This is a genomic window from Streptomyces sp. NPDC059008, assembly GCF_042749045.1.
Taxonomy (GTDB): domain Bacteria; phylum Actinomycetota; class Actinomycetes; order Streptomycetales; family Streptomycetaceae; genus Streptomyces.
This window is the reverse complement of the sequence record NZ_JBHYJC010000015.1, coordinates 156,556-175,113: the sequence shown is the minus strand read 5'-3', so window position 1 is coordinate 175,113 and position 18,558 is coordinate 156,556. Positions and strand designations below refer to the sequence as shown.

General features: G+C 72.1%; 17 protein-coding genes and 1 pseudogene. 13 read left to right on the top strand and 5 right to left on the bottom strand.

What is annotated here, in order from left to right; translation table 11 throughout:
* Positions 1–281 precede the first annotated feature (281 nt).
* On the bottom strand, positions 282–497 hold the full coding sequence (locus ACFWZH_RS20125) for an acyl-CoA carboxylase epsilon subunit (protein ID WP_384432581.1): 216 nt from the start codon (positions 495–497) through the stop codon (positions 282–284).
* 14 nt (positions 498–511) lie between these two features.
* Positions 512–2,101: an acyl-CoA carboxylase subunit beta gene (locus ACFWZH_RS20120; RefSeq protein WP_384432578.1), complete on the bottom strand. Its 1,590-nt coding sequence runs from the start codon at positions 2,099–2,101 to the stop codon at positions 512–514.
* A 131-nt stretch (positions 2,102–2,232) separates the two neighbouring features.
* Here ACFWZH_RS20120 and ACFWZH_RS20115 point away from each other — a divergent pair, with 131 nt between their 5' ends.
* From ACFWZH_RS20115 to hutH, 5 genes are all read left to right on the top strand, one after another.
* Positions 2,233–3,132 (top strand): biotin--[acetyl-CoA-carboxylase] ligase, encoded by a 900-nt coding sequence (locus ACFWZH_RS20115; protein WP_384432575.1) that lies wholly within the window; start codon positions 2,233–2,235, stop codon positions 3,130–3,132.
* A gap of 352 nt (positions 3,133–3,484) precedes the next feature.
* The gene (locus ACFWZH_RS20110; protein ID WP_384432572.1) at positions 3,485–4,639 is read left to right on the top strand and encodes an adenylate/guanylate cyclase domain-containing protein; all 1,155 of its coding nucleotides are present in this window, start codon (positions 3,485–3,487) and stop codon (positions 4,637–4,639) included.
* Between the two features lie 109 nt (positions 4,640–4,748).
* Positions 4,749–5,543, top strand: a complete 795-nt coding sequence (locus ACFWZH_RS20105) for an enoyl-CoA hydratase/isomerase family protein (protein WP_384432569.1) — start codon at positions 4,749–4,751, stop codon at positions 5,541–5,543.
* Positions 5,544–5,833: 290 nt separating this feature from the next.
* Positions 5,834–6,961, top strand: coding sequence for a diguanylate cyclase domain-containing protein (locus ACFWZH_RS20100; RefSeq protein WP_384432601.1), 1,128 nt, complete (start codon positions 5,834–5,836; stop codon positions 6,959–6,961).
* Between the two features lie 112 nt (positions 6,962–7,073).
* Positions 7,074–8,618, top strand: a complete 1,545-nt coding sequence (gene hutH, locus ACFWZH_RS20095) for a histidine ammonia-lyase (RefSeq protein WP_384432566.1) — start codon at positions 7,074–7,076, stop codon at positions 8,616–8,618.
* 280 nt (positions 8,619–8,898) lie between these two features.
* Here hutH and ACFWZH_RS20090 read toward each other — a convergent pair whose 3' ends face one another.
* The gene (locus ACFWZH_RS20090; RefSeq protein WP_384432563.1) at positions 8,899–9,264 is read right to left on the bottom strand and encodes a hypothetical protein; all 366 of its coding nucleotides are present in this window, start codon (positions 9,262–9,264) and stop codon (positions 8,899–8,901) included.
* A 109-nt stretch (positions 9,265–9,373) separates the two neighbouring features.
* On the opposite strand from ACFWZH_RS20090, the gene ACFWZH_RS20085 reads away from it, so the two are divergent.
* The 4 genes from ACFWZH_RS20085 (at position 9,374) to ACFWZH_RS20070 (ending at position 12,857) form a co-directional block, all read left to right on the top strand.
* Complete coding sequence (locus ACFWZH_RS20085; protein ID WP_384432560.1) at positions 9,374–9,712, top strand: hypothetical protein; 339 nt, start codon at positions 9,374–9,376, stop codon at positions 9,710–9,712.
* 320 nt (positions 9,713–10,032) lie between these two features.
* Entirely contained in the window at positions 10,033–11,298 is a 1,266-nt protein-coding gene (locus ACFWZH_RS20080) for an Ig-like domain-containing protein (protein WP_384432557.1), read from the top strand.
* A 237-nt stretch (positions 11,299–11,535) separates the two neighbouring features.
* Positions 11,536–12,225, top strand: coding sequence for a hypothetical protein (locus ACFWZH_RS20075; RefSeq protein ID WP_384432554.1), 690 nt, complete (start codon positions 11,536–11,538; stop codon positions 12,223–12,225).
* Positions 12,144–12,857: a DUF2786 domain-containing protein gene (locus ACFWZH_RS20070; protein WP_384432598.1), complete on the top strand. Its 714-nt coding sequence runs from the start codon at positions 12,144–12,146 to the stop codon at positions 12,855–12,857. Before ACFWZH_RS20075 ends, ACFWZH_RS20070 begins: the two co-directional genes overlap by 82 nt.
* A 32-nt stretch (positions 12,858–12,889) precedes the next feature.
* On the opposite strand, the gene ACFWZH_RS20065 is transcribed toward ACFWZH_RS20070, so the two are convergent.
* Entirely contained in the window at positions 12,890–13,735 is an 846-nt protein-coding gene (locus ACFWZH_RS20065) for an AraC family transcriptional regulator (RefSeq protein WP_384432551.1), read from the bottom strand.
* A 50-nt stretch (positions 13,736–13,785) separates the two neighbouring features.
* Here ACFWZH_RS20065 and ACFWZH_RS20060 point away from each other — a divergent pair, with 50 nt between their 5' ends.
* The 3 genes from ACFWZH_RS20060 (at position 13,786) to ACFWZH_RS20050 (ending at position 17,811) form a co-directional block, all read left to right on the top strand.
* A complete protein-coding gene (locus tag ACFWZH_RS20060; RefSeq protein WP_384432548.1) occupies positions 13,786–14,364 on the top strand; it encodes a class I SAM-dependent methyltransferase in 579 nt (192 codons plus the stop codon).
* A gap of 498 nt (positions 14,365–14,862) precedes the next feature.
* Positions 14,863–16,542 (top strand): SpoIIE family protein phosphatase, encoded by a 1,680-nt coding sequence (locus tag ACFWZH_RS20055; RefSeq protein ID WP_384432545.1) that lies wholly within the window; start codon positions 14,863–14,865, stop codon positions 16,540–16,542.
* Between the two features lie 384 nt (positions 16,543–16,926).
* Positions 16,927–17,811, top strand: a complete 885-nt coding sequence (locus ACFWZH_RS20050; RefSeq protein ID WP_384432543.1) for a hypothetical protein — start codon at positions 16,927–16,929, stop codon at positions 17,809–17,811.
* 120 nt (positions 17,812–17,931) lie between these two features.
* Here the strand turns inward: ACFWZH_RS20050 and ACFWZH_RS20045 are convergent.
* A pseudogene (locus ACFWZH_RS20045) lies at positions 17,932–18,027 on the bottom strand (peptide-methionine (S)-S-oxide reductase); the annotation flags it as partial.
* A 102-nt stretch (positions 18,028–18,129) separates the two neighbouring features.
* Here ACFWZH_RS20045 and ACFWZH_RS20040 point away from each other — a divergent pair.
* A complete protein-coding gene (locus ACFWZH_RS20040; RefSeq protein ID WP_384432540.1) occupies positions 18,130–18,531 on the top strand; it encodes a DUF5958 family protein in 402 nt (133 codons plus the stop codon).
* The last annotated feature ends 27 nt before the right edge of the window (positions 18,532–18,558 follow it).

Below are 18,558 nucleotides of genomic sequence, written 5' to 3'. Positions count from 1 at the left end.
GTACGCGTACTCAGGCGCCACGGCCCGAAGGACTAGTCAATGCACCATGCACCGACCTGGCCGGCCGGTGGCCGGGTGCTCCGGCCGGTCGGCGCGGCCCGTGAACGGCAACCCTCGACTCGACGAACGATCACCGCAACCGCAACGTGAACAGCAACCGACAACGGCCCCTGCCCCGGCCCGGCTAACGGGGCCAGAAGCTCGTCCGCCCTCGACTCGACGAACGATCACCGCAACCGCAACGTGAACAGCAACCGACAACGGCCCCTGCCCCAGCCCGGCTAACGGGGCCAGAAGCTCGTCCGCCACGCCCGCGGCCCGGGGTGCGGCACCCGGGCGCGCGCCGGGATCGTGGACGCCGGATCGGACCACTCGCTGCCGCCGGCGCCGCCCTTGGGCGCCGCGCCGGCGGCGGCCGCCGCGGCACGGGCCTGCACCACCGCCAGTGCGGCGGCCAGCTCCTCAGGTGTCGGGTTGCCCCGCACGACCTTGATCATCTGCGACCACCCTCCTACAGCGGGATGTTGCCGTGCTTCTTCGGCGGCAGCGCCTCGCGCTTGTTGCGCAGCGCGCGCAGCCCGCGCACGATGTGCCGGCGCGTCTCGGACGGCTCGATCACCGCGTCGACGTAGCCGCGCTCGGCCGCCACATACGGGTTGAGCAGGGCGTCCTCGTACTCCTGGATCAGCTCCTGGCGCCTGGCGTCCTGCGCGGCGGGGTCCTCGATGGCGGCCAGGGTGCGGCGGTGCAGGATGTTGACCGCGCCCTGCGCGCCCATCACCGCGATCTGCGCGGTCGGCCAGGCCAGGTTCAGGTCGGCACCCAGGTGCTTGGAGCCCATGACGTCGTACGCGCCGCCGAACGCCTTGCGGGTGATGACCGTGATCAGCGGGACCGTCGCCTCGGCGTACGCGTAGATCAGCTTGGCGCCGCGCCGGATGATCCCGTCGTACTCCTGGTCCGTCCCCGGCAGGAAGCCCGGCACGTCCACGAACGTCAGCACCGGGATGTTGTAGGCGTCGCAGGTGCGCACGAACCGTGCGGCCTTCTCCGAGGCCTTGATGTCCAAGATGCCGGCGAACTGCATCGGCTGATTGGCGACCACGCCGACCGAATGGCCCTCGACCCGCCCGAAGCCGGTGACGATGTTCGGCGCGAACAGCGCCTGGGTCTCCATGAACTCGCCGTCGTCCAGGACGTGCTCGACGGCCGTGACCATGTCGTACGGCTGGTTCGCCGAGTCCGGGACCAGGACGTCCAGCTCGCGGTCGTAGTCCGAGGTCGCCAGGTCCGCCTCCTCGGGGAAGACCGGCGGCTCGGAGAGGTTGTTGGACGGCAGGTAGGACAGCAGCGCCTTGACGTAGTCGATGGCGTCCTTCTCGTCGCCCGCCATGTGGTGCGCCACGCCGGAGGTGGTGTTGTGCGTCCGCGCGCCCCCCAGCTCCTCGAAGCCCACGTCCTCGCCGGTGACCGTCTTGATGACGTCCGGGCCGGTGATGAACATGTGCGAGGTCTGGTCGACCATGACCGTGAAGTCGGTGATGGCGGGGGAGTAGACCGCGCCGCCCGCGCAGGGGCCGACGATCAGCGAGATCTGCGGAATGACGCCCGACGCGTGCGTGTTGCGCCGGAAGATCTCGCCGTACATGCCCAGCGAGACCACGCCCTCCTGGATGCGCGCGCCGCCGGAGTCGTTGATGCCGATGACCGGGCAGCCGGTCTTGAGCGCGAAGTCCATCACCTTGACGATCTTCTCGCCGAAGACCCCGCCGAGCGCCCCGCCGAAGACCGTGAAGTCCTGGGAGAACACGGCAACCGGGCGGCCGTCGACCGTGCCGTAGCCGGTCACCACACCGTCGCCGTACGGGCGGTTCTTCTCCAGCCCGAAGTTGGTCGACCGGTGCCGCGCGAACTCGTCCAGCTCGACGAACGAGCCCTCGTCCAGCAGCAGATCGATGCGCTCACGCGCCGTCAGCTTCCCCTTGGCGTGCTGCTTTTCCACCGCACGGGCGGACCCGGCGTGCGTGGCTTCGTCGACCCGCCGCTGCAGATCCGCCAGTTTGCCCGCGGTGGTGTGGATGTTTGCTTCCGGTTCGGACATCGGGATGCGGCTCCTGCTCGTCCTGGACTGGTGCTCGTACTGAGGGTGGTACGTGTATGGCTACCGACTCGTAGCGTATCGGCGGGGCTGCTCAGCGGCACTGCGTCGTTGACCACACCTAGGCTGGTGCCATGACGCCTCAACCACCGGGAAACCGGGACAAAGACGCCGGCCGCTGGAGCGATCTGGGCCGTCCCCCGCTGAACGCCGACGCGCTGCGTCGTGCCCTCGTGCGCCCCGGCGCCCTGTGGACCTCCCTCGACGTCGTCCCCGCCACCGGCTCCACCAACACCGACCTGGCCGGGCGCGCTGCCCGGGGCGCTGCCGAGGGCGCCGTACTGGTGGCCGAGGAGCAGTCCGCAGGGCGCGGCCGCCTCGACCGCACCTGGTCGGCGCCCCCGCGCTCCGGCCTGTTCTTCTCCGTCTACCTCACCCCCCGCGTGCCCGTCGAGCGCTGGGGCTGGCTCCCGTTGCTGGCCGGAGTGGCCACCGCCACCGCGCTGTCGCGTACGGCCGGCGTCGACACCGCACTCAAGTGGCCCAACGACCTCCTGGTCACGGTCGACGGCGCCGAGCGCAAGGCCGGCGGCATCCTCGCCGAGCGGGCCGCGGACGGCGTCGTCGTCGGCATCGGCCTCAACGTCACCCTCACCGCCGACGAACTGCCCGTTCCCGGCGCGGGCTCCCTGGCGCTGGCCGGCGCCCGCACCACCGACCGCGACCCGCTGCTGCGCGCCGTACTGCGCTCCCTGGACCACTGGTACGGCGAGTGGCAGACCGCCGACGGCGACCCCGCCGCCAGCCGGCTCCAGGAGGCCTACGCGGCCGGCTGCGCCACGCTGGGCCGCACGGTGCGGGCCGAACTCCCCGGCGGCACCGACATCGTCGGCGAGGCGGTCGCCATCGACGGCGACGGCCGCCTGGTCCTGGCCACGGCGGACGGCGTACAGCAGCCGGTGGGCGCGGGCGACATCATCCACCTGCGCCCGGCCGGAGGAGCCGAAGGAGACGGCAACGGACAGCCGCGGTAGACACACCGGGGAGGAGCCACACCACGATCCCGGGCAGCCCCCACATGAACGCCAACCACCCACGGCTCCGCCCCGGCGCACCCGCACCCCGCGGCTAGCGCCACCGCGCCCCTCGGAACAACCGAAACCACCAACGGCTCCGCCCCGGAGTACCCGCACCCGGGGGCTCGTGCCATGGCGCCCCGGAACAACCGAAACCACCAACGGCTCCGCCCCGGCCCAGCACGACGCACCCGCACCTGTGAGCCACGGCACACCCGTGCCGTATCGTTGAGGCGGTCCGCCAGGGAGCGGACCACCGGCGAGCAGTGATCGGAAGGGCAGTGCGCAGGGATCGGACAGGGAGCGGCCGGTGACCGCCGACGACTCGGGCGCCGCCCCGCGCGCGACGGACACCGAGGACGATGCCGTACGCGACGTGCCCGCGGGCGACCCGCCGGGGGCCCTCGACGAGGGCGACGAGAACAGCATCGCCCTGCGCCTGGAACAACTCATCCTCGGCGCCGACCGCCGCTACACGCCGTTCCAGGCGGCCCGCAGCGCCGGTGTCTCCATGGACCTGGCGGCCCGTTTCTGGCGGGCCATGGGCTTCGCCGACATCGGCCAGGTCAAGGCCCTGACCGAGGCCGACGTACTCGCCCTGCGCCGCCTCGCCGGCCTGGTCGAGGCCGGACTGCTGAGCGAGGCGATGGCCGTCCAGGTCGCCCGTTCCACGGGCCAGACCACCGCCCGCCTCGCCGACTGGCAGATCGACTCCTTCCTGGAGGGCCTCACCGAGCCCCAGGACTCCGGCCTGACCCGTACGGAGATCACCTATCCGCTGGTGGAGCTGCTCCTGCCCGAGCTGGAGGAGTTCTTGGTCTACGTCTGGCGGCGGCAGCTCGCCGCGGCCACCGGCCGGGTCGTACGGGCCCAGGACGACGTGGAGATGGTCGACCGCCGGCTCGCCGTCGGGTTCGCGGACCTGGTGGGCTTCACCCGCCTGACCCGCCGTCTGGAGGAGGAGGAACTGGGCGAGCTGGTGGAGGCTTTCGAGACCACCTGTTCGGACCTGGTGGCCGCGCACGGCGGCCGGCTCATCAAGACCCTCGGCGACGAGGTGCTCTTCTCCGCCGACGACGCCGGTATCGCCGCCGAGATCGGCCTGCGGCTGATCGAGACGATGAGCCACGACGAGACGATGCCGGAGCTGCGGGTCGGCATCGCCTTCGGCACGGTCACGACCCGGATGGGCGATGTCTTCGGCACGACCGTCAATCTGGCCAGCCGGCTCACCTCGATAGCCCCGAAGGACACCGTCCTGGTGGACGAGGCCTTCGCGGAGGAACTGGGCCGGATCGGTGACGCGCCGATCTCCGAGGCGGACGCCGCGGCCGCGGAGAAGGCGGCCGAGGAGGGCACGGGCGAGGCGCCGCCGTCCTACCGCTTCGCGCTGCAGCCGATGTGGCAGCGGCCGGTGCGCGGCCTGGGCGTCGTGGAGCCGTGGCTGCTGACCCGGCGCGGCTGACCGGCCCCGGTGGCGCGACGGGTGCCCCGACCCCCTGTCCCGCCGGGCCCCCGCCTGGCATGATCCCCCCAGTCGAGCAGGTCAACGTTCGTTAACACGGGAGGGTTCCATGCAGCGGTTCGGCGCGGACGAGTGGGTCGGCATCGAGCGCCATGGCCACGTGGCGGAACTGGTCATGGACCGCCCCAAGGCCATGAACGCGGTCTCCACGGCGATGGCTGACGGCCTGTCACAGGCCTGCGCCGAGCTGGCCGCGGACCGCTCCGTACGGGCGGTGGTGCTCACCTCCACCTACGAGCGGGCGTTCTGCGTCGGCGCCGACCTCAAGGAGCGCAACTCCTTCACGGACGCCGACCTGATGCGCCAGCGCCCGCACACCCGCGCCGCCTACACGGGCGTACTGGAGCTGCCGGTGCCCACCATCGCCGCGGTGCACGGCTTCGCGCTCGGCGGCGGCTTTGAGCTGGCGCTGGCCTGCGACCTGATCGTCGCGGACGGCAGCGCGGTGGTCGGCCTGCCGGAGGTGTCGGTGGGCGTCATCCCCGGCGGGGGCGGCACCCAGCTGCTGCCCCGCCGGGTGGGCGCCGCGCGGGCGGCCGAACTGATCTTCACCGCCCGGCGGGTGCCGGCGGCCGAGGCGGCGGAGCTGGGACTGGTCGACCAGCTGGTGGCGGACGGTCAGGACCGGGCCGAGGCGCTGGCGCTGGCCGCGACGATCGCCCGCAACTCGCCGGTCGGCCTGCGCGCCGCCAAGCGCGCGCTGCGCCTGGGGCACGGCCTGGACCTGCGCACCGGCCTGGACCTGGAGGACGGCGCCTGGCGCAGTGTGGCCTTCTCCGGGGACCGCGCGGAGGGCGTGGCGGCCTTCAACGAGAAGCGGGACCCGCAGTGGCCCGGTGAGTGAGGCCGGGTCGCAGTGGCCCGGTGAGCGAGGCGCTGTGCGTGAGTCGGGCCGCCACGGGTCGCCCGCCTCCAGTGACTCACCGTAACCGAAACCCCTCTCGCCCTCATTTCGGCCCCCACCAGCCACGACGTGGATAACGCCCCGGTGTCATTCCCGCACTCAAAGGGGCGAAAGGGGCTAAACATTCCTACGCTGTAATACAGAGCGTGCTCACGGTGACGGAATGTGAGGATCCGGTGACGGGCGAGGGCGATGCGAGGCTGCGGGCAGTGGTGGAGCTGGCGCAGGCGATGGCGGCCGCGCACACCCCACGCGAATCGGCGCACGCCGCGGCCCAGGGCGTGCGCCTGGCCCTGGGCGGCTCCTTCGCGGCGATCTCGAAGTGGGAGCGCGAGCTGGGCAAGCTGCGGGTGCTGGTCAACGTCGGCGAACTCGCCGAGGGCGAGGAGGAGTTCCCCGAGGGCGAGAGCTACCCGGTGCACGAGTTCCCGGAGATCGTCGGCTTTCTGCACGAGCAGTGGGCCGGCGGTGGCGAGCCCAGCGCCTGGGTGGAGACGGCCGAGGCGGACCCTCCCCCGGGGAGCCCCGGACCCGGCGGGCCGGAGGACGGCCGGGACGGCCCCTACAACCACCAGCGGGTGGCCGCCCTGCGCCGCCGGGGCCGGGGCTGCTGCGTGGTCGCCCCGATCGTGCTGCACGGCCGGGCGTGGGGCGAGCTGTACGTCGCCCGGCGCGCCGCGGAGCCCGTCTTCGGCCGGGCGGACGCCGACTTCGCCAGCGTGCTGGCCGCCGTGACGGCCGCCGGGATCGCCCAGACCGAGCGGCTGGCGGAGGCCCGGCGGCTGGCCTTCACCGACGCGCTGACCGGCCTCGCCAACCGCCGGGCCGTCGATATGCGGCTGGACGAGGCGCTGGAGCTGCACCGCGGGGAGGGCGCGGTGGTCAGTCTGGTGGTGTGCGATCTCAACGGGCTCAAGCGGGTGAACGACTCGCGCGGCCACGCGGTGGGCGACCGGTTGCTGGAGCGGTTCGGGTCGGTGCTCTCGCTGTGCGGCGCGATGCTGCCCGGTACGCTCGCCGCCCGCCTCGGCGGCGACGAGTTCTGCCTGCTCGCGGTGGGCCCGCCGGCCGACGAGGTGGTCAAGGTGGCCGCCGAGCTGTGTCGGCGGGCCGGTGAGCTGGACCTCGGCGAGGGCGTCGCGGTGGGGGTCGCCTCGACCGGTGACCCGATCGGCCCGGTGCGCAGCGGCCGCCGGCTCTTCCGGCTCGCGGACGCCGCGCAGTACAAGGCCAAGGCGGCGGGCTCGGGCGAGCCGGTGGTCGCCGGACGACACGGTGGCAGGGACGACCCGGTCGTACGGCTCGCCGACGCCCCGGACCGGCGGCCGGGGCCGGAGCGCCGGCGCTTCAGGAGGTGAGGCGGCAGATCTTGGGGAAGGCGCCGCCGGGCGCTCGCGGTCACCCCCGGTAAGGGGTGATCCCGAAATCCGGTGGTGACATCCGGCGATTCAGTCTCTAGGGTGCCTGAATATGGATATGCACACTGTGGTGCTGGGGACGTCCGGCACGACCGCACAGGACGTCATCGCGGTGGCCCGCGGCGCGGCCCGGATCGAGCTGTCCGAAGAGGCCCTCGCGGCCGTCGCCGCCTCCCGCGCCTTCATCGACGAACTCGCCGCCAAGCCCGACCCCGTCTACGGCGTCTCCACCGGCTTCGGCGCCCTGGCCGTACGCCACATCAGCCCCGAGCTGCGGGCCCAGCTCCAGCGCAACATCGTGCGCTCCCACGCGGCCGGCATGGGCCCGCGCGTCGAGCGCGAGGTGGTCCGCGCGCTGATGTTCCTGCGGCTGAAGACCCTCGCCTCCGGGCACACCGGCGTCCGCCCGCTGGTCGTCGAGACCATGGCCGCGATACTCAACGCCGGCATCACCCCCGTCGTCCACGAGTACGGCTCCCTCGGCTGCTCCGGCGACCTCGCACCGCTCTCGCACTGCGCGCTGACGCTGATGGGCGAGGGCGAGGCGGAGGGCCCCGACGGCGTGGTGCGCCCGGCCGGGGAGCTGCTGGCCGCGCACGGCATCGCGCCCGTCGAACTGCGCGAGAAGGAGGGCCTGGCCCTCCTCAACGGCACCGACGGCATGCTCGGCATGCTCGTGATGGCCTGCGCCGACCTCGCGCGGCTCTTCACCTCCGCGGACATCACCGCGGCCCTCTCCCTGGAGGCGCTGCTCGGTACGGACAAGGTTCTCGCGCCCGAGCTGCACGCCATCCGCCCGCACCCCGGGCAGGCCGCCTCGGCCGCCAACATGCTGAAGGTGCTGGCCGGTTCGGGCTTCACCGGGCACCACCAGGACGACGCCCCCCGCGTCCAGGACGCCTACTCCATCCGCTGCGCCCCGCAGGTCGCGGGCGCCGGCCGGGACACCCTGGACCACGCCCGCCTGGTCGCCGACCGCGAGCTGGCGTCGGCGGTCGACAACCCGGTGGTGCTCCCCGACGGCCGGGTGGAGTCCAACGGCAACTTCCACGGCGCGCCGGTCGCCTATGTGCTGGACTTCCTGGCCATCGCCGCCGCCGACCTCGGTTCCATCGCCGAGCGCCGCACCGACCGGCTGCTGGACAAGAACCGCTCCCACGGGCTGCCCGCCTTCCTGGCCGGCGACCCGGGCGTCGACTCCGGCCTGATGATCGCCCAGTACACCCAGGCCGCGCTGGTCAGCGAGTTGAAGCGGCTGGCCGCGCCCGCCTCGGTGGACTCCATCCCGTCCTCCGCCATGCAGGAGGACCATGTCTCGATGGGCTGGTCCGCGGCGCGCAAGCTGCGCACCGCCGTCGACAACCTGACCCGGATCGTCGCCGTCGAGCTGTACGCGGCGACCCGCGCCGTCGAGATGCGCGAGGGGCTGACGCCGGCGCCCGCCACCCGCGCGGTGCTGGACGCGGTGCGCGCCGCGGGCATCCAGGGGCCGGGCGAGGACCGCTTCCTCGCGCCGGACCTGGAGGCCGCCTACGCGTTCGTACGGGCCGGGAAGCTGGTCGCGGCCGCGGAGTCGGTCACCGGGGAGTTGGCGTAGGGCGACGGCTGGGTTGGTTGAGGCGACTGGGTCGGCTGAGGCGACTGCGGCGGCCCGGTCTGCTGAGGCGACCGCGGCGACCGCGGCGACCGGGTCTGCTGGGCCCAGGTGGACGAGGTGTGCCGCTCGCCGTCGGAATACCCTCCGAAACCGCCGCGTTGTGGCCCCGCAGGGGGCCCTCGCGACCCCTACGGGATCTGTTCCCCTCACCCCTAAGGCCCCGGGCCCGCACCCGGGGCCTACCCGTGCGCGTGGGCGGTCAGGCCGTGCGCGCAGGCGGTCAGGCCGTCTCGTCGGGGGTGCGGCGTACGGAGTAGGCGACCAGTGCGGCGCCGAGCGCGAGGCAGCCGGCGCCGCCGATCACGTACGGGGTGGTGTCCGGGCTGCCGGTGTCGGCGAGGAAGTGCTGGGGCGCGGCGGGCCCGGGGGCCTTGGCGTCGCTCCCCGTGCGGCTCGCCCGGTCCGGCCCGTCCGCCGGGCCCGGCTGCTCCGCCGGCCCCGGTTCGGCCGGCGCGGAGGCCGCCCGCAGACCGGAATCTGTCGCTCCGTCAGTGCCCACGATCGCGTTGGCGGACGGTACGAACCACAGGGCGAACAGTACCGATCCCGCGGCGGCGGCGGTCAGCAGTGGTCGTCGTGCGGTCACGAAAGCGATCCCCCTTGTGGGTTCGGCGAATTGGCCGTTGAGCGCAGATGTTAGTGACCGCCGCGGGTCGCGGGGAAGTCGGGAGCCGTCCGTGCCTAACCTCCGTGCTATGAGCAATGGTGAGACATCACGTTTTGTGCGGCTTCATGTCGAACTGATCATGGAGGTCACCGACGCCGGGCAGCTGACCGGCGCCGCCCTGGAGCGCATCGACGGCGATACGTCGCTGCCGGACGAGGAGCGCAGGCAGTCCCGGGAGACCGTCAAGGAGGACCCGGCGGAGGCGCTGGCCCACCTGGTCGACCCGTTCGACCTCGTCACCACGGTGCCGGGCGCGGAGCTCGCCCAGGCCTCCTGGAGCAGCGAGGAGCTGACCGACTACGACCCCGAAGCCGAGTGGGACGCGGCGGAGTGGGACCTGGCGGACGATGCGGACGGGGAGGGCTGACCCGGGCGCCGCTCCCGTACCCCCACCGGCCACGGCCCCCGTGCGGCGTCCCGCCCGCACGGGGGCCGACTACGTGGAGCGGTCGCGGGTGGCCCGGTGCCTCGGGTCGCGCACCCTGCGTGACGGCCGAAGCGATTCCGGCCCGCCGGGCGGGTCCCCGTAGTGGCCTACCCCACACTTTTCGGGCGAATGGAACGGGCGAAACGGAAAAGGCGTTCAAATGGCGTCGGCCGGAATGTCGGCGTCCAGATATGCCTGCGCTCAGCGGGCGGTCAGCTCGGGGAAAGTATGCGAATTCGGTAGCAATGGAGATGCGTGTGATGACGGACAGCAAGCGCCGCAAGAGCCTCATAGCCAGCGCCGCGCTGCTCGGGGGCGTACTCACGCTGACGGCGTGTGGCGCCAGCAGCGCGGCTGATGGAGGCGGTGTCGGTGCTGACGACACCCGTCACGAGAGCGCCCAGCAGGTGGACGCGGCGGCCGCGAAGGACGTCTCCGACGCCAAGATCACCATCTTGCCGAAGAACGGTGACACCCACGCGAGCCTCAGCAAGCCCGCCAAGGTCACGGTCAGTGGCGGACGGCTCACCGACGTCACGATGACCTCCGTCGAGTCGGGGCGGACGGTCAAGGGCACGATGGCGGCCGACGGCACCTCCTGGCAGCCGGACCAGCCGTTGAACCGCTCGACGAAGTACAAGGTCACCGCGCGTGCGGTGGACTCCCAGGGCCGTAAGGCGGTGGAGAACTCCAGCTTCACCACGCTCACCCCGTCCAGCAGCTTCATCGGGAACTTCACGCCCGAGGACGGCTCGACCGTCGGCGTCGGCATGCCGGTGTCGATCAACTTCGACAAGCCGATCAAGAACAAGGCCGCCGTGGAGTCCGTGATCAATGTCTCGGCGAGCAGCAACCAGCACGTCGTCGGCCACTGGTTCAGCGACACCCGGCTGGACTTCCGCCCCCAGGAGTACTGGCAGGCGAACACCGAGGTCACCATGGAGCTCGGCCTGAGCGGCGTCGAGGCCTCGCCGGGTGTCAGGGGCATCCAGAGCAAGACCGTCAGCTTCCACGTCGGCCGCGCCCAGGTCAGCACCGTCGACACCAAGACGCACCAGATGACCGTGGTGCGCGACGGTCGGGTCCTGAAGACCATTCCGATCTCGGCCGGCGGCAAGGAGAACCCGACCTACAACGGCGACATGGTCATCTCCGAGCGGTTCAAGCAGACCCGGATGGACGGCTCGACGGTCGGCTTCAAGAAGAAGAACGGCAAGGGCGAGTACGACATCCCCGACGTACCGCACGCCATGCGCCTGTCGGCCTCCGGCACCTTCATCCACGGCAACTACTGGGGCAAGGGCATCTTCGGCACCGCCAACACCAGCCACGGCTGCATCGGCCTGAAGGACGTCAAGGGCGCCGACAACCCCAAGACGGACGGCGCCTGGTTCTTCAACCACTCGCGGACCGGCGACGTGGTGAAGGTGGTCAACTCCCCGGACCGCACCATCAAGCCCGACAACGGCCTCAACGGCTGGAACATGGACTGGTCGCAGTGGGTCGCGGGCAGCGCCCTGGCGTAACCCGCGGGCAGCGCACCGCGGTGATCCGCGGGCAGCGCCCCACAGAGCCCCACAGTGGTCCGCGCGGCGCGGGCGATCGCGCCGCGCCGCACGACCTGACCGACGCCCGGCGCGCCGTACCCACGGCGCGCCGGGCGTCGTCGTCCACGGCCTGCGGGAGCCGGCGCAGGACGACGCCGTGCCGGCGCCGCGACGCCGCCCGACGGGCCCTGGCACGAGCGGCCGTAGAGTGACCGGGTGAGCGAGCGCGGAGGAAAAGGGCGCGGCGGGGCCCGGTCGTCGGCGGCCGACGAGCTGGTCGCGAAGGTGCTCGGCAGCGTCCGTTACGCACCCGACGGCGCCCGGGCCGAGGACGCCATAGAGGCGGGTGCCTCGATGCTGGCCGCCGCCGAGCCCGGCTGGGAGGCGGTGAGCGCGGCGGTGGTCGAGGCCGCGGTGGCGGGGGTGCGGCAGTGCTGGGCGGGTGGCTGGCACCCCGCCGACCTGGAGCGGATCGTCCGGCGTGAGGCGGCCGACGCGACGCTGGTGGCGCTGGTCGTCGACGCCGTCGCCGCGGAGCACGCCCGGCCCGCCGCGACCCGCCACCGGCCCGGCACGCGCTGGTCCGAGCAGCTGCAACAGCTGGGCGCCGAGGTGTGGTGGGAGTCCGACCGCGGCTACCTCGACGCGGTGGCCGCGCGGCGCCGCACCTCCCGCTTCGAGACCGCCTACGACGTGCTGGCGGCGCTGCGCGTCCTGGCCCGGCTGCCCTCACCCCGCTGCCGACCCCGCCGGAGACCGGGACCGGGACCGGGGCCGCGGCGGGGCGCCGCGCCGGGGACGCCGCATCGCGCGCCCTCGGGCGCATCCGCGGCCTGCTCGCCAAGGCCGAGGCGACGAACTACGCGCAGGAGGCGGAGGCGCTGTCCGCCAAGGCGCAGGAGCTGATGGCCCGGCACAGCATCGACGAGGCGCTGCTCGACACCGCGGACGGCTCGCCGGGCGGCCCGGCCGGCGGCCCGTCGGCGATCCGCATCGGCATCGAGGGGCCGTACGAACAGGCCAAGGCGCTGCTGCTGGACGCCGTCGCGACCGCCAACCGCTGCCAGGCCGTCTGGGCCGCCGACGTCGGCTTCTCCACCGTCGTCGGCTTCCCGCCCGACCTGGAGGCGGCCGAGATGCTCTACACCTCCCTGCTGCTGCAGGCCACCACGGCCATGAACCGCGCGGGCGACGACCACGGCCGCGCGCTGAAGGAGCGGGGCGGCACCCCCGTCGTCGGCGGTCGCTCCCGCCGCACCCGGGACTTCCGCCAGACCTTCCTCGTCGGGTACGCCGACCGCATCCGCGACCGGCTCACGGCGGCCACCGCCGCCGCCACGGCCGCCGCCACCGCCGAGTCCGCCCCAACGGCCCCGGACCTCCTCCCGGTCCTCGCCGCCCGCGAACTCGCCGTCGAGGAGACCACCGGCGCCCTCTTCCCGGAGACCGCGCCGGTCCGCCTGCGCGGCGTGAACGATGCGGCCGGCTGGCACCAGGGCAGGGCCGCCGCGGACCGCGCCCGCCTCGGCGAGGGCTGAACCCCGCGCACTCCCGCGTCCCCGGCAGGCGCCTACGGCGCGAAGTACACCCCCGGCGGCACCCCCACCGCACGTCGGAAGGCCGCGACGAACGCACTCGGGGAGGCGTAGCCCACCCGCGCCGCCACGGCCGCGACGGTCGCACCGCCGGCCAGCAGCGGCATCGCGGCCTGCAACCGGACCCGGGTGCGCCACTGCCCGTACGGCATACCGGTGTCGGCCACGAACGCGCGGGCCAGCGTCCGGCCGCTCGCGCCCACCCGGGCGCCCCACTCCGCCAGGGTCCGCCCGTCCGCGGGATCGGCGCGCAGTGCCTCCGCGACCCGGCGCGCCCGCGGGTCGCGGGGCATCGGGGCCTGCACCGTCGCCACCGACACCGGACGCAGCTGGTCCAGGACGACGGCCTCGGCCCGTTCGCGGGCGGCCGCGGCCAGGGTGTCGTCCGCCAGGTAGCAGATCAGCTCGCGCAGCAGTGGTGGGACACCGACGACGGTGGGCGCCGACCAGTCGACCGGGCAGCGCCCGGGCAGGAAGTACAGGCTGCGGAAGAGCGCCGGACCGGCGGCACCCGTGGAGTGGTGGGTGCCCGCCGGGATCCACAGCGCCATCGACGGCGGCAGCACCCATGTGCTGCCGACGGCCCGCACGGCCAGCACCCCCCTTCCCGCCCAGGCGAGTTGGTGGTGCTCGTGGCGATGGCGCTCGAACCACTGCCCGCCGTCCATCGCGAAGCTCCCCACGACGACGGCCGCGCCGGCGGGCGGCCCCGTCGGCGCCACCTGCCCGGCCGGCGCCACCCGCGCTGTCGGTGCCACCCGCCCGGCCGGCCCCTCGTGCCCGTCCGGCTGCGCACCGCTGTCCGTCCTGCGATACAACATGTCCCCCTGTCGCGTGGTGGTCGGCCCGCGCCGCTTCCTACCCTCGGCCCATGCCTTCCATGAACCGATATCACCAGTGGCTGTGCAGCTCCCGTATATGGGCCCGCGCGGTGGAGAAGGACCTTTTGCCCTGGGCCCTCGACGAGGTGCAACTGGGCGCCGACACCCTGGAGATCGGGCCCGGATACGGCGCCACGACGCGGGTGCTGGAGCGTCGGACCGGCGGCCGGCTGAGCGTCCTGGAGGTCGACCGGGACGCGGCGGAGCGGCTGCGCGCGCAGTACGGCGACCGGATCGCGGTCGTCCACGGAGACGGCACCGCGATGCCGCTGCCGGACGCCGCCTTCGACACCGTCGTCTGCTTCACGATGCTGCACCATGTGCCCACGCCGCGGCAGCAGGACCGACTCTTCGCCGAGGCGCTGCGGGTGCTGCGCCCCGGCGGCGTCTTCGCGGGCTGCGACGGGCGCGCGAGCCGCGGCTTCCGCCTCGTCCATCTGCGCGACACCTACGTCCCCGTGCCGCCCGAGACCCTCCCGGCCCGGTTGCGCGCGGCGGGCTTCGCCGCCCCCGGCATCGTCGTCGACGTCACCAAGGACCACTTCCGCTTCCGCGCGGTCCGACCGTGACGCACACCCGCCGCCCCTCGACTGCCGCCCCCCGACTGCCGCCCCGCCCCGACTGCCGCCCCCCGACTGCCGCCACTCACGACAGCAGCCCCGCTCCGATACCGGCACCCGAGAGGATCAGTGGTGACAGCTACCGCGCGTCGAACGGCGGCACGACACGGACGACCATGATCAGCCGGTGACGCGGTGCCACCCGTCCCGCCAGGCCGACGGTGTCTGCCGGGCGGGACGTCTGGCGCAAGATCCAGGAAGTCACTAGCATGCGCACGATCCGGCCACAGCCGGGTCGGCCCGGCGATCTTCCCTGGAAGGGCGGGAGCGCTCTCTGCTGCAAGAGCCCGTTCGCATCTAGGAGGGAATGGTGTCGCAGTCCCGCAGGCTCTCGACTCGCCTCACTGGCTGGTTTCCATCGGTTGCCCGTTACACTGCGTGGCCCATCCGCTCGAGCCCGGTCGGTTCCTCGGAGCGAAGTAGCGCACGCCCCCGCAGGGAGATCCAGTGAAAGACGTCCGGCCGGTGCGTACTGCCGTATTTCGGGAGGATGAGTCCGGTCCCGGCGCCTTCCAGGCCAACGCGAGCATCGTGCAGGCGGGCTTCTTCTGCTGGGAGATCTCCACCGGCGAGGTGAGCTGCGATCCGGTCACCCTCGCACTGCACGGCATGCCCGAGAGCGGCCCGTCGGACATTGCGAGCTTCCTGGCCGCGGTGCACGAGTCCGACCTGGCCGATGTGCGCGATGCCTTGGGGGCGATCGCGGAATCCTGCGGCAACTACCAGATCGAGTACCGCGTCACCTCCGACGGCGGCCGGCACCGGTCCCTCGAAGCCCGGGGCCGCGTCCTGCCCGGGGACGACGGACTGCCGGCCCGCATGGTGGGTGTGGTCATGGACACCACGGCCGTCCGTGAGCGTCACGACGCGGAGAGGTTGCGGTTGTACGAGCGCGCCAGCCGTGACCGCTGGATGCAGGAGCTGACCGCGGCTCTGGCCGCCGCGGTGACGGTCAAGGACATCATGGCCGCCGCGCAGGCGGGACTGCGTACCTTCGGAGCGGGCGCGCTGGCGGTGATCGCCCCGGAGAGGGACGGGTTGTCCGTCGTCGCCTCCTGCGCCGACGACGAGCAGGGGGAGGACGCCATACGAGTCCTCGACGCCACGGTCCGCACCCTCGTGGAGGAGTCGCTCGACCGCGGGGCGCCCGTCCTCATCGGCTCCGCGGACGCGCTGATCAGCGGCTATCCGCACCTGGCACCGCTGGAGCAGCCGGCCCGACAGGCGTGGGCGGCACTGCCGCTCACGGACTCGCGCGGTCGCGTCAGTTCCTGCCTCGTAGGTTTCCCCGAGCCGCAGGAGTTCCTGCCCGAGGAGCGGGCCCTCCTGGTCGCCGCCATGGGACTGCTCGCCCAGTCGCTGGAGCGGGCCGGTATGTACGAGTCGGAACACGCGCTCGCGACCGAGCTCCAGCGCGGCATGCTGCCGCGCGGGCCGCTCACGGTGCCGGGCGTGACCATCGCCGCCCGCTACCAGGCCGCCACCTCCGGCATGTGGATCGGTGGGGACTGGTACGACGCCATCAGCCTGCCCGACGGCGGCGTGGCCCTGGTCATCGGAGACGTGCAGGGACACAGCGTGCACGCCGCGTCTCTGATGGGGCGGCTGCGCACCGCCGTGCACGCCTACGCGAACGAAGGACACCCGCCTGCGGCCGTCCTGGAACGCACCAACCGCCTGCTGGCCGAGCTGAACACCGACCCGGACAGGGCCCTGTTCGCCACGTGCTGCTACATCGCGCTCACCCCCTCCGACGGAAGGCTCCAGGTGTGCCGGGCGGGCCATCCGGCCCCAGCGCTGATCACCCCCCGCAAGCCGCCGCGCCTCCTGGAGGTCCCCGGCGGCCTCCCCCTGGGGATCGACCGGGAGCAGCGGTACCCGACCACCCGCCTGCGCATCGCTCCGGGCAGCGTGCTCGCGCTGACCACCGACGGCCTGCTCGAGGCCGTGAACAAGGACATCGACCAGGGCTTCGAGAGGTTTCTCAAGGGTCTGCGAGGGGCTCCCACGGCGGACCTGGAGACCGTCGTCGAGGGCCTCCTCGCCGGTACGCAGAAGGATCACGGCCTGGGTGACGACGTCGCTCTGCTCCTGGCCCGTCTGAACAAGCCCGACCGCCGCAGCTGACCGGGCCCGCCCGCCCCGGAATTTCCTCAACTCGCCGAATTCGCAGGGCACTTACATCCACGGTCAATCGAATTTCCCGTCCGTGGCACTGCCCGACGCAAGTCGAAGATCACCAAAGAATCGAGACCTCTGTCGAACGTCATCGACCGGCAGGGTAATTTACATCGGTGGTTGGGACTGCCTGGTCATGCTCCATGCGGACCTTGGCATGCCGTATCGGCAATGTCGCTGGATGCCGCGAATGGCAGAGAATTACCGAGAGCGAGCTGACGTATGGAAAATTTCCGAATACCGGACCTTTACATACCCGTACGGGCAGAGCTCAATCCGGAACTCCAGGAGGCCGCGGCCGCCGCTGAGGCGTGGTGGGACGAGTTCGGTCTGGTGCCCACCGAGGAGGCGCGCCGGCATGTGCAGCGCACTCGTGTGGACCGGCTCACCGCCTGGCTGTGCCCCAACGCCTCCCAGGAGGCGCTGACGCTGATCACCCAGTGGAACGCGTGGCTGTTCCAGTTGGACGACCAGTTCGACGACGACCCTGTGCGCGGTTACCGCCCCGAGCAGTGGCAAGACGCGTTCGGGCCGTTGTTCGCCGTATTCGACGGAAACGTCACGAGTGGGCGACTGGCGCGTTCCCTGGCCGATCTGTGGCGCCGTACCGCGGCTGTCCGTTCTCCCGCCTGGCAGCGCAGATTTGTCCCGCACCTGTTGTGGTATTTCGACAGCTACCGAGCCGACATGATTCATCGGGAGGAAGGGCGCGTACCCGGCCTACAGCAATATCTCGCCCACCGTCGTGCCTCATTCGCATTCGATGCCGTCCTGGACCTGGTGGAGATCGGTATCGGTGTGGACCTGCCCGACCAACTGCATGCGAATCCCGCCTTCGCGGACATGCGAGAGGCAGTGATCTATGCGAATGCCTGCATTAACGATCTCTACTCGCTGTCCAAAGAACGCGCCCACGACTACGCGTTCAACGCCGTCACGGTGATCTGCCACCACCACCGGTGCAGCCTCCAGGAGGCGGTGGAGCGAGTGGCCGTGATGCAGGCCGGATACGTCCAGCGCATCCTCGATCTCGAACAGGTCCTGCCCGAGCGGCTGGCACGTGCCGGCCTCTCCGACGACGTCATCGCCGACGCGCTCCGCTGCGTCAGGGACTTCCACGCCCTCACCGCCGGGAACGTCGCCTGGTCGAAGGAGACCGGGCGCTATGCGGAGATAGAGGCCCAACCGACCTATCTGGCGGACCTCTTCATCCCGTAGGACCCGCGACTTCCGCGACCCCAGGCCGCCAGCAGCCGCCTTCGCGACCTTCTCACCCTGTCCGGGCACCGAAGACGACAATCACCCTGCGCACGCAGGCCCCAAGCCCACACGCTGATGTCAGCCGTCAGCCTTGGCCACACCCACCGGGCAGGAGACCCCAGTCCCCCCGATCCCGCAGTACCCGGCGGGGTTCTTGTCGAGGTACTGCTGGTGTCTGAGTCCGCCTGCAACATTGCTCAGGTGTTTGGACCTGGCCCTGATTGACTTGCAGGGGAGCGCGGGCTGACGCGCTACCTCGCCGGAGGGGTGGGGGACGTGTACGAGCGTGAGGTCGTCGTCAACGAGCTTGCCCAAGGGCTTCGTCCTAGGGCGGAGGGCATGGAATGGTTCGTCGACTGTCCGGAGGCCGAGCAACGTCTGGTCGTGAGGGAGCTGGAGCTTTTCTGCGTGCAGGCGCGGGCGACAGAGGAAGACGTCCCGGAGGCGATTGCGCGCTCCGGTATACGCCCGACGTACACACCGGCTGTGATGCTGACCCGATGGCGGCTCCACATGTCCGCATCCCCGCCGTACGACCTTCCTAGGGCGTTTCGACTGTTGATCGCGCTGCTGGCCATCGCCGACACCCGTCGACGTGAGCGGTACTGTGCCAGCGGGTGTGGGCACGAGTGGCATCAGCTGGCTCACCGTACAGACGAGGGACCCTCTGCTATCTGATCAGGCTTCGGCTGGCGCGCCGCACCG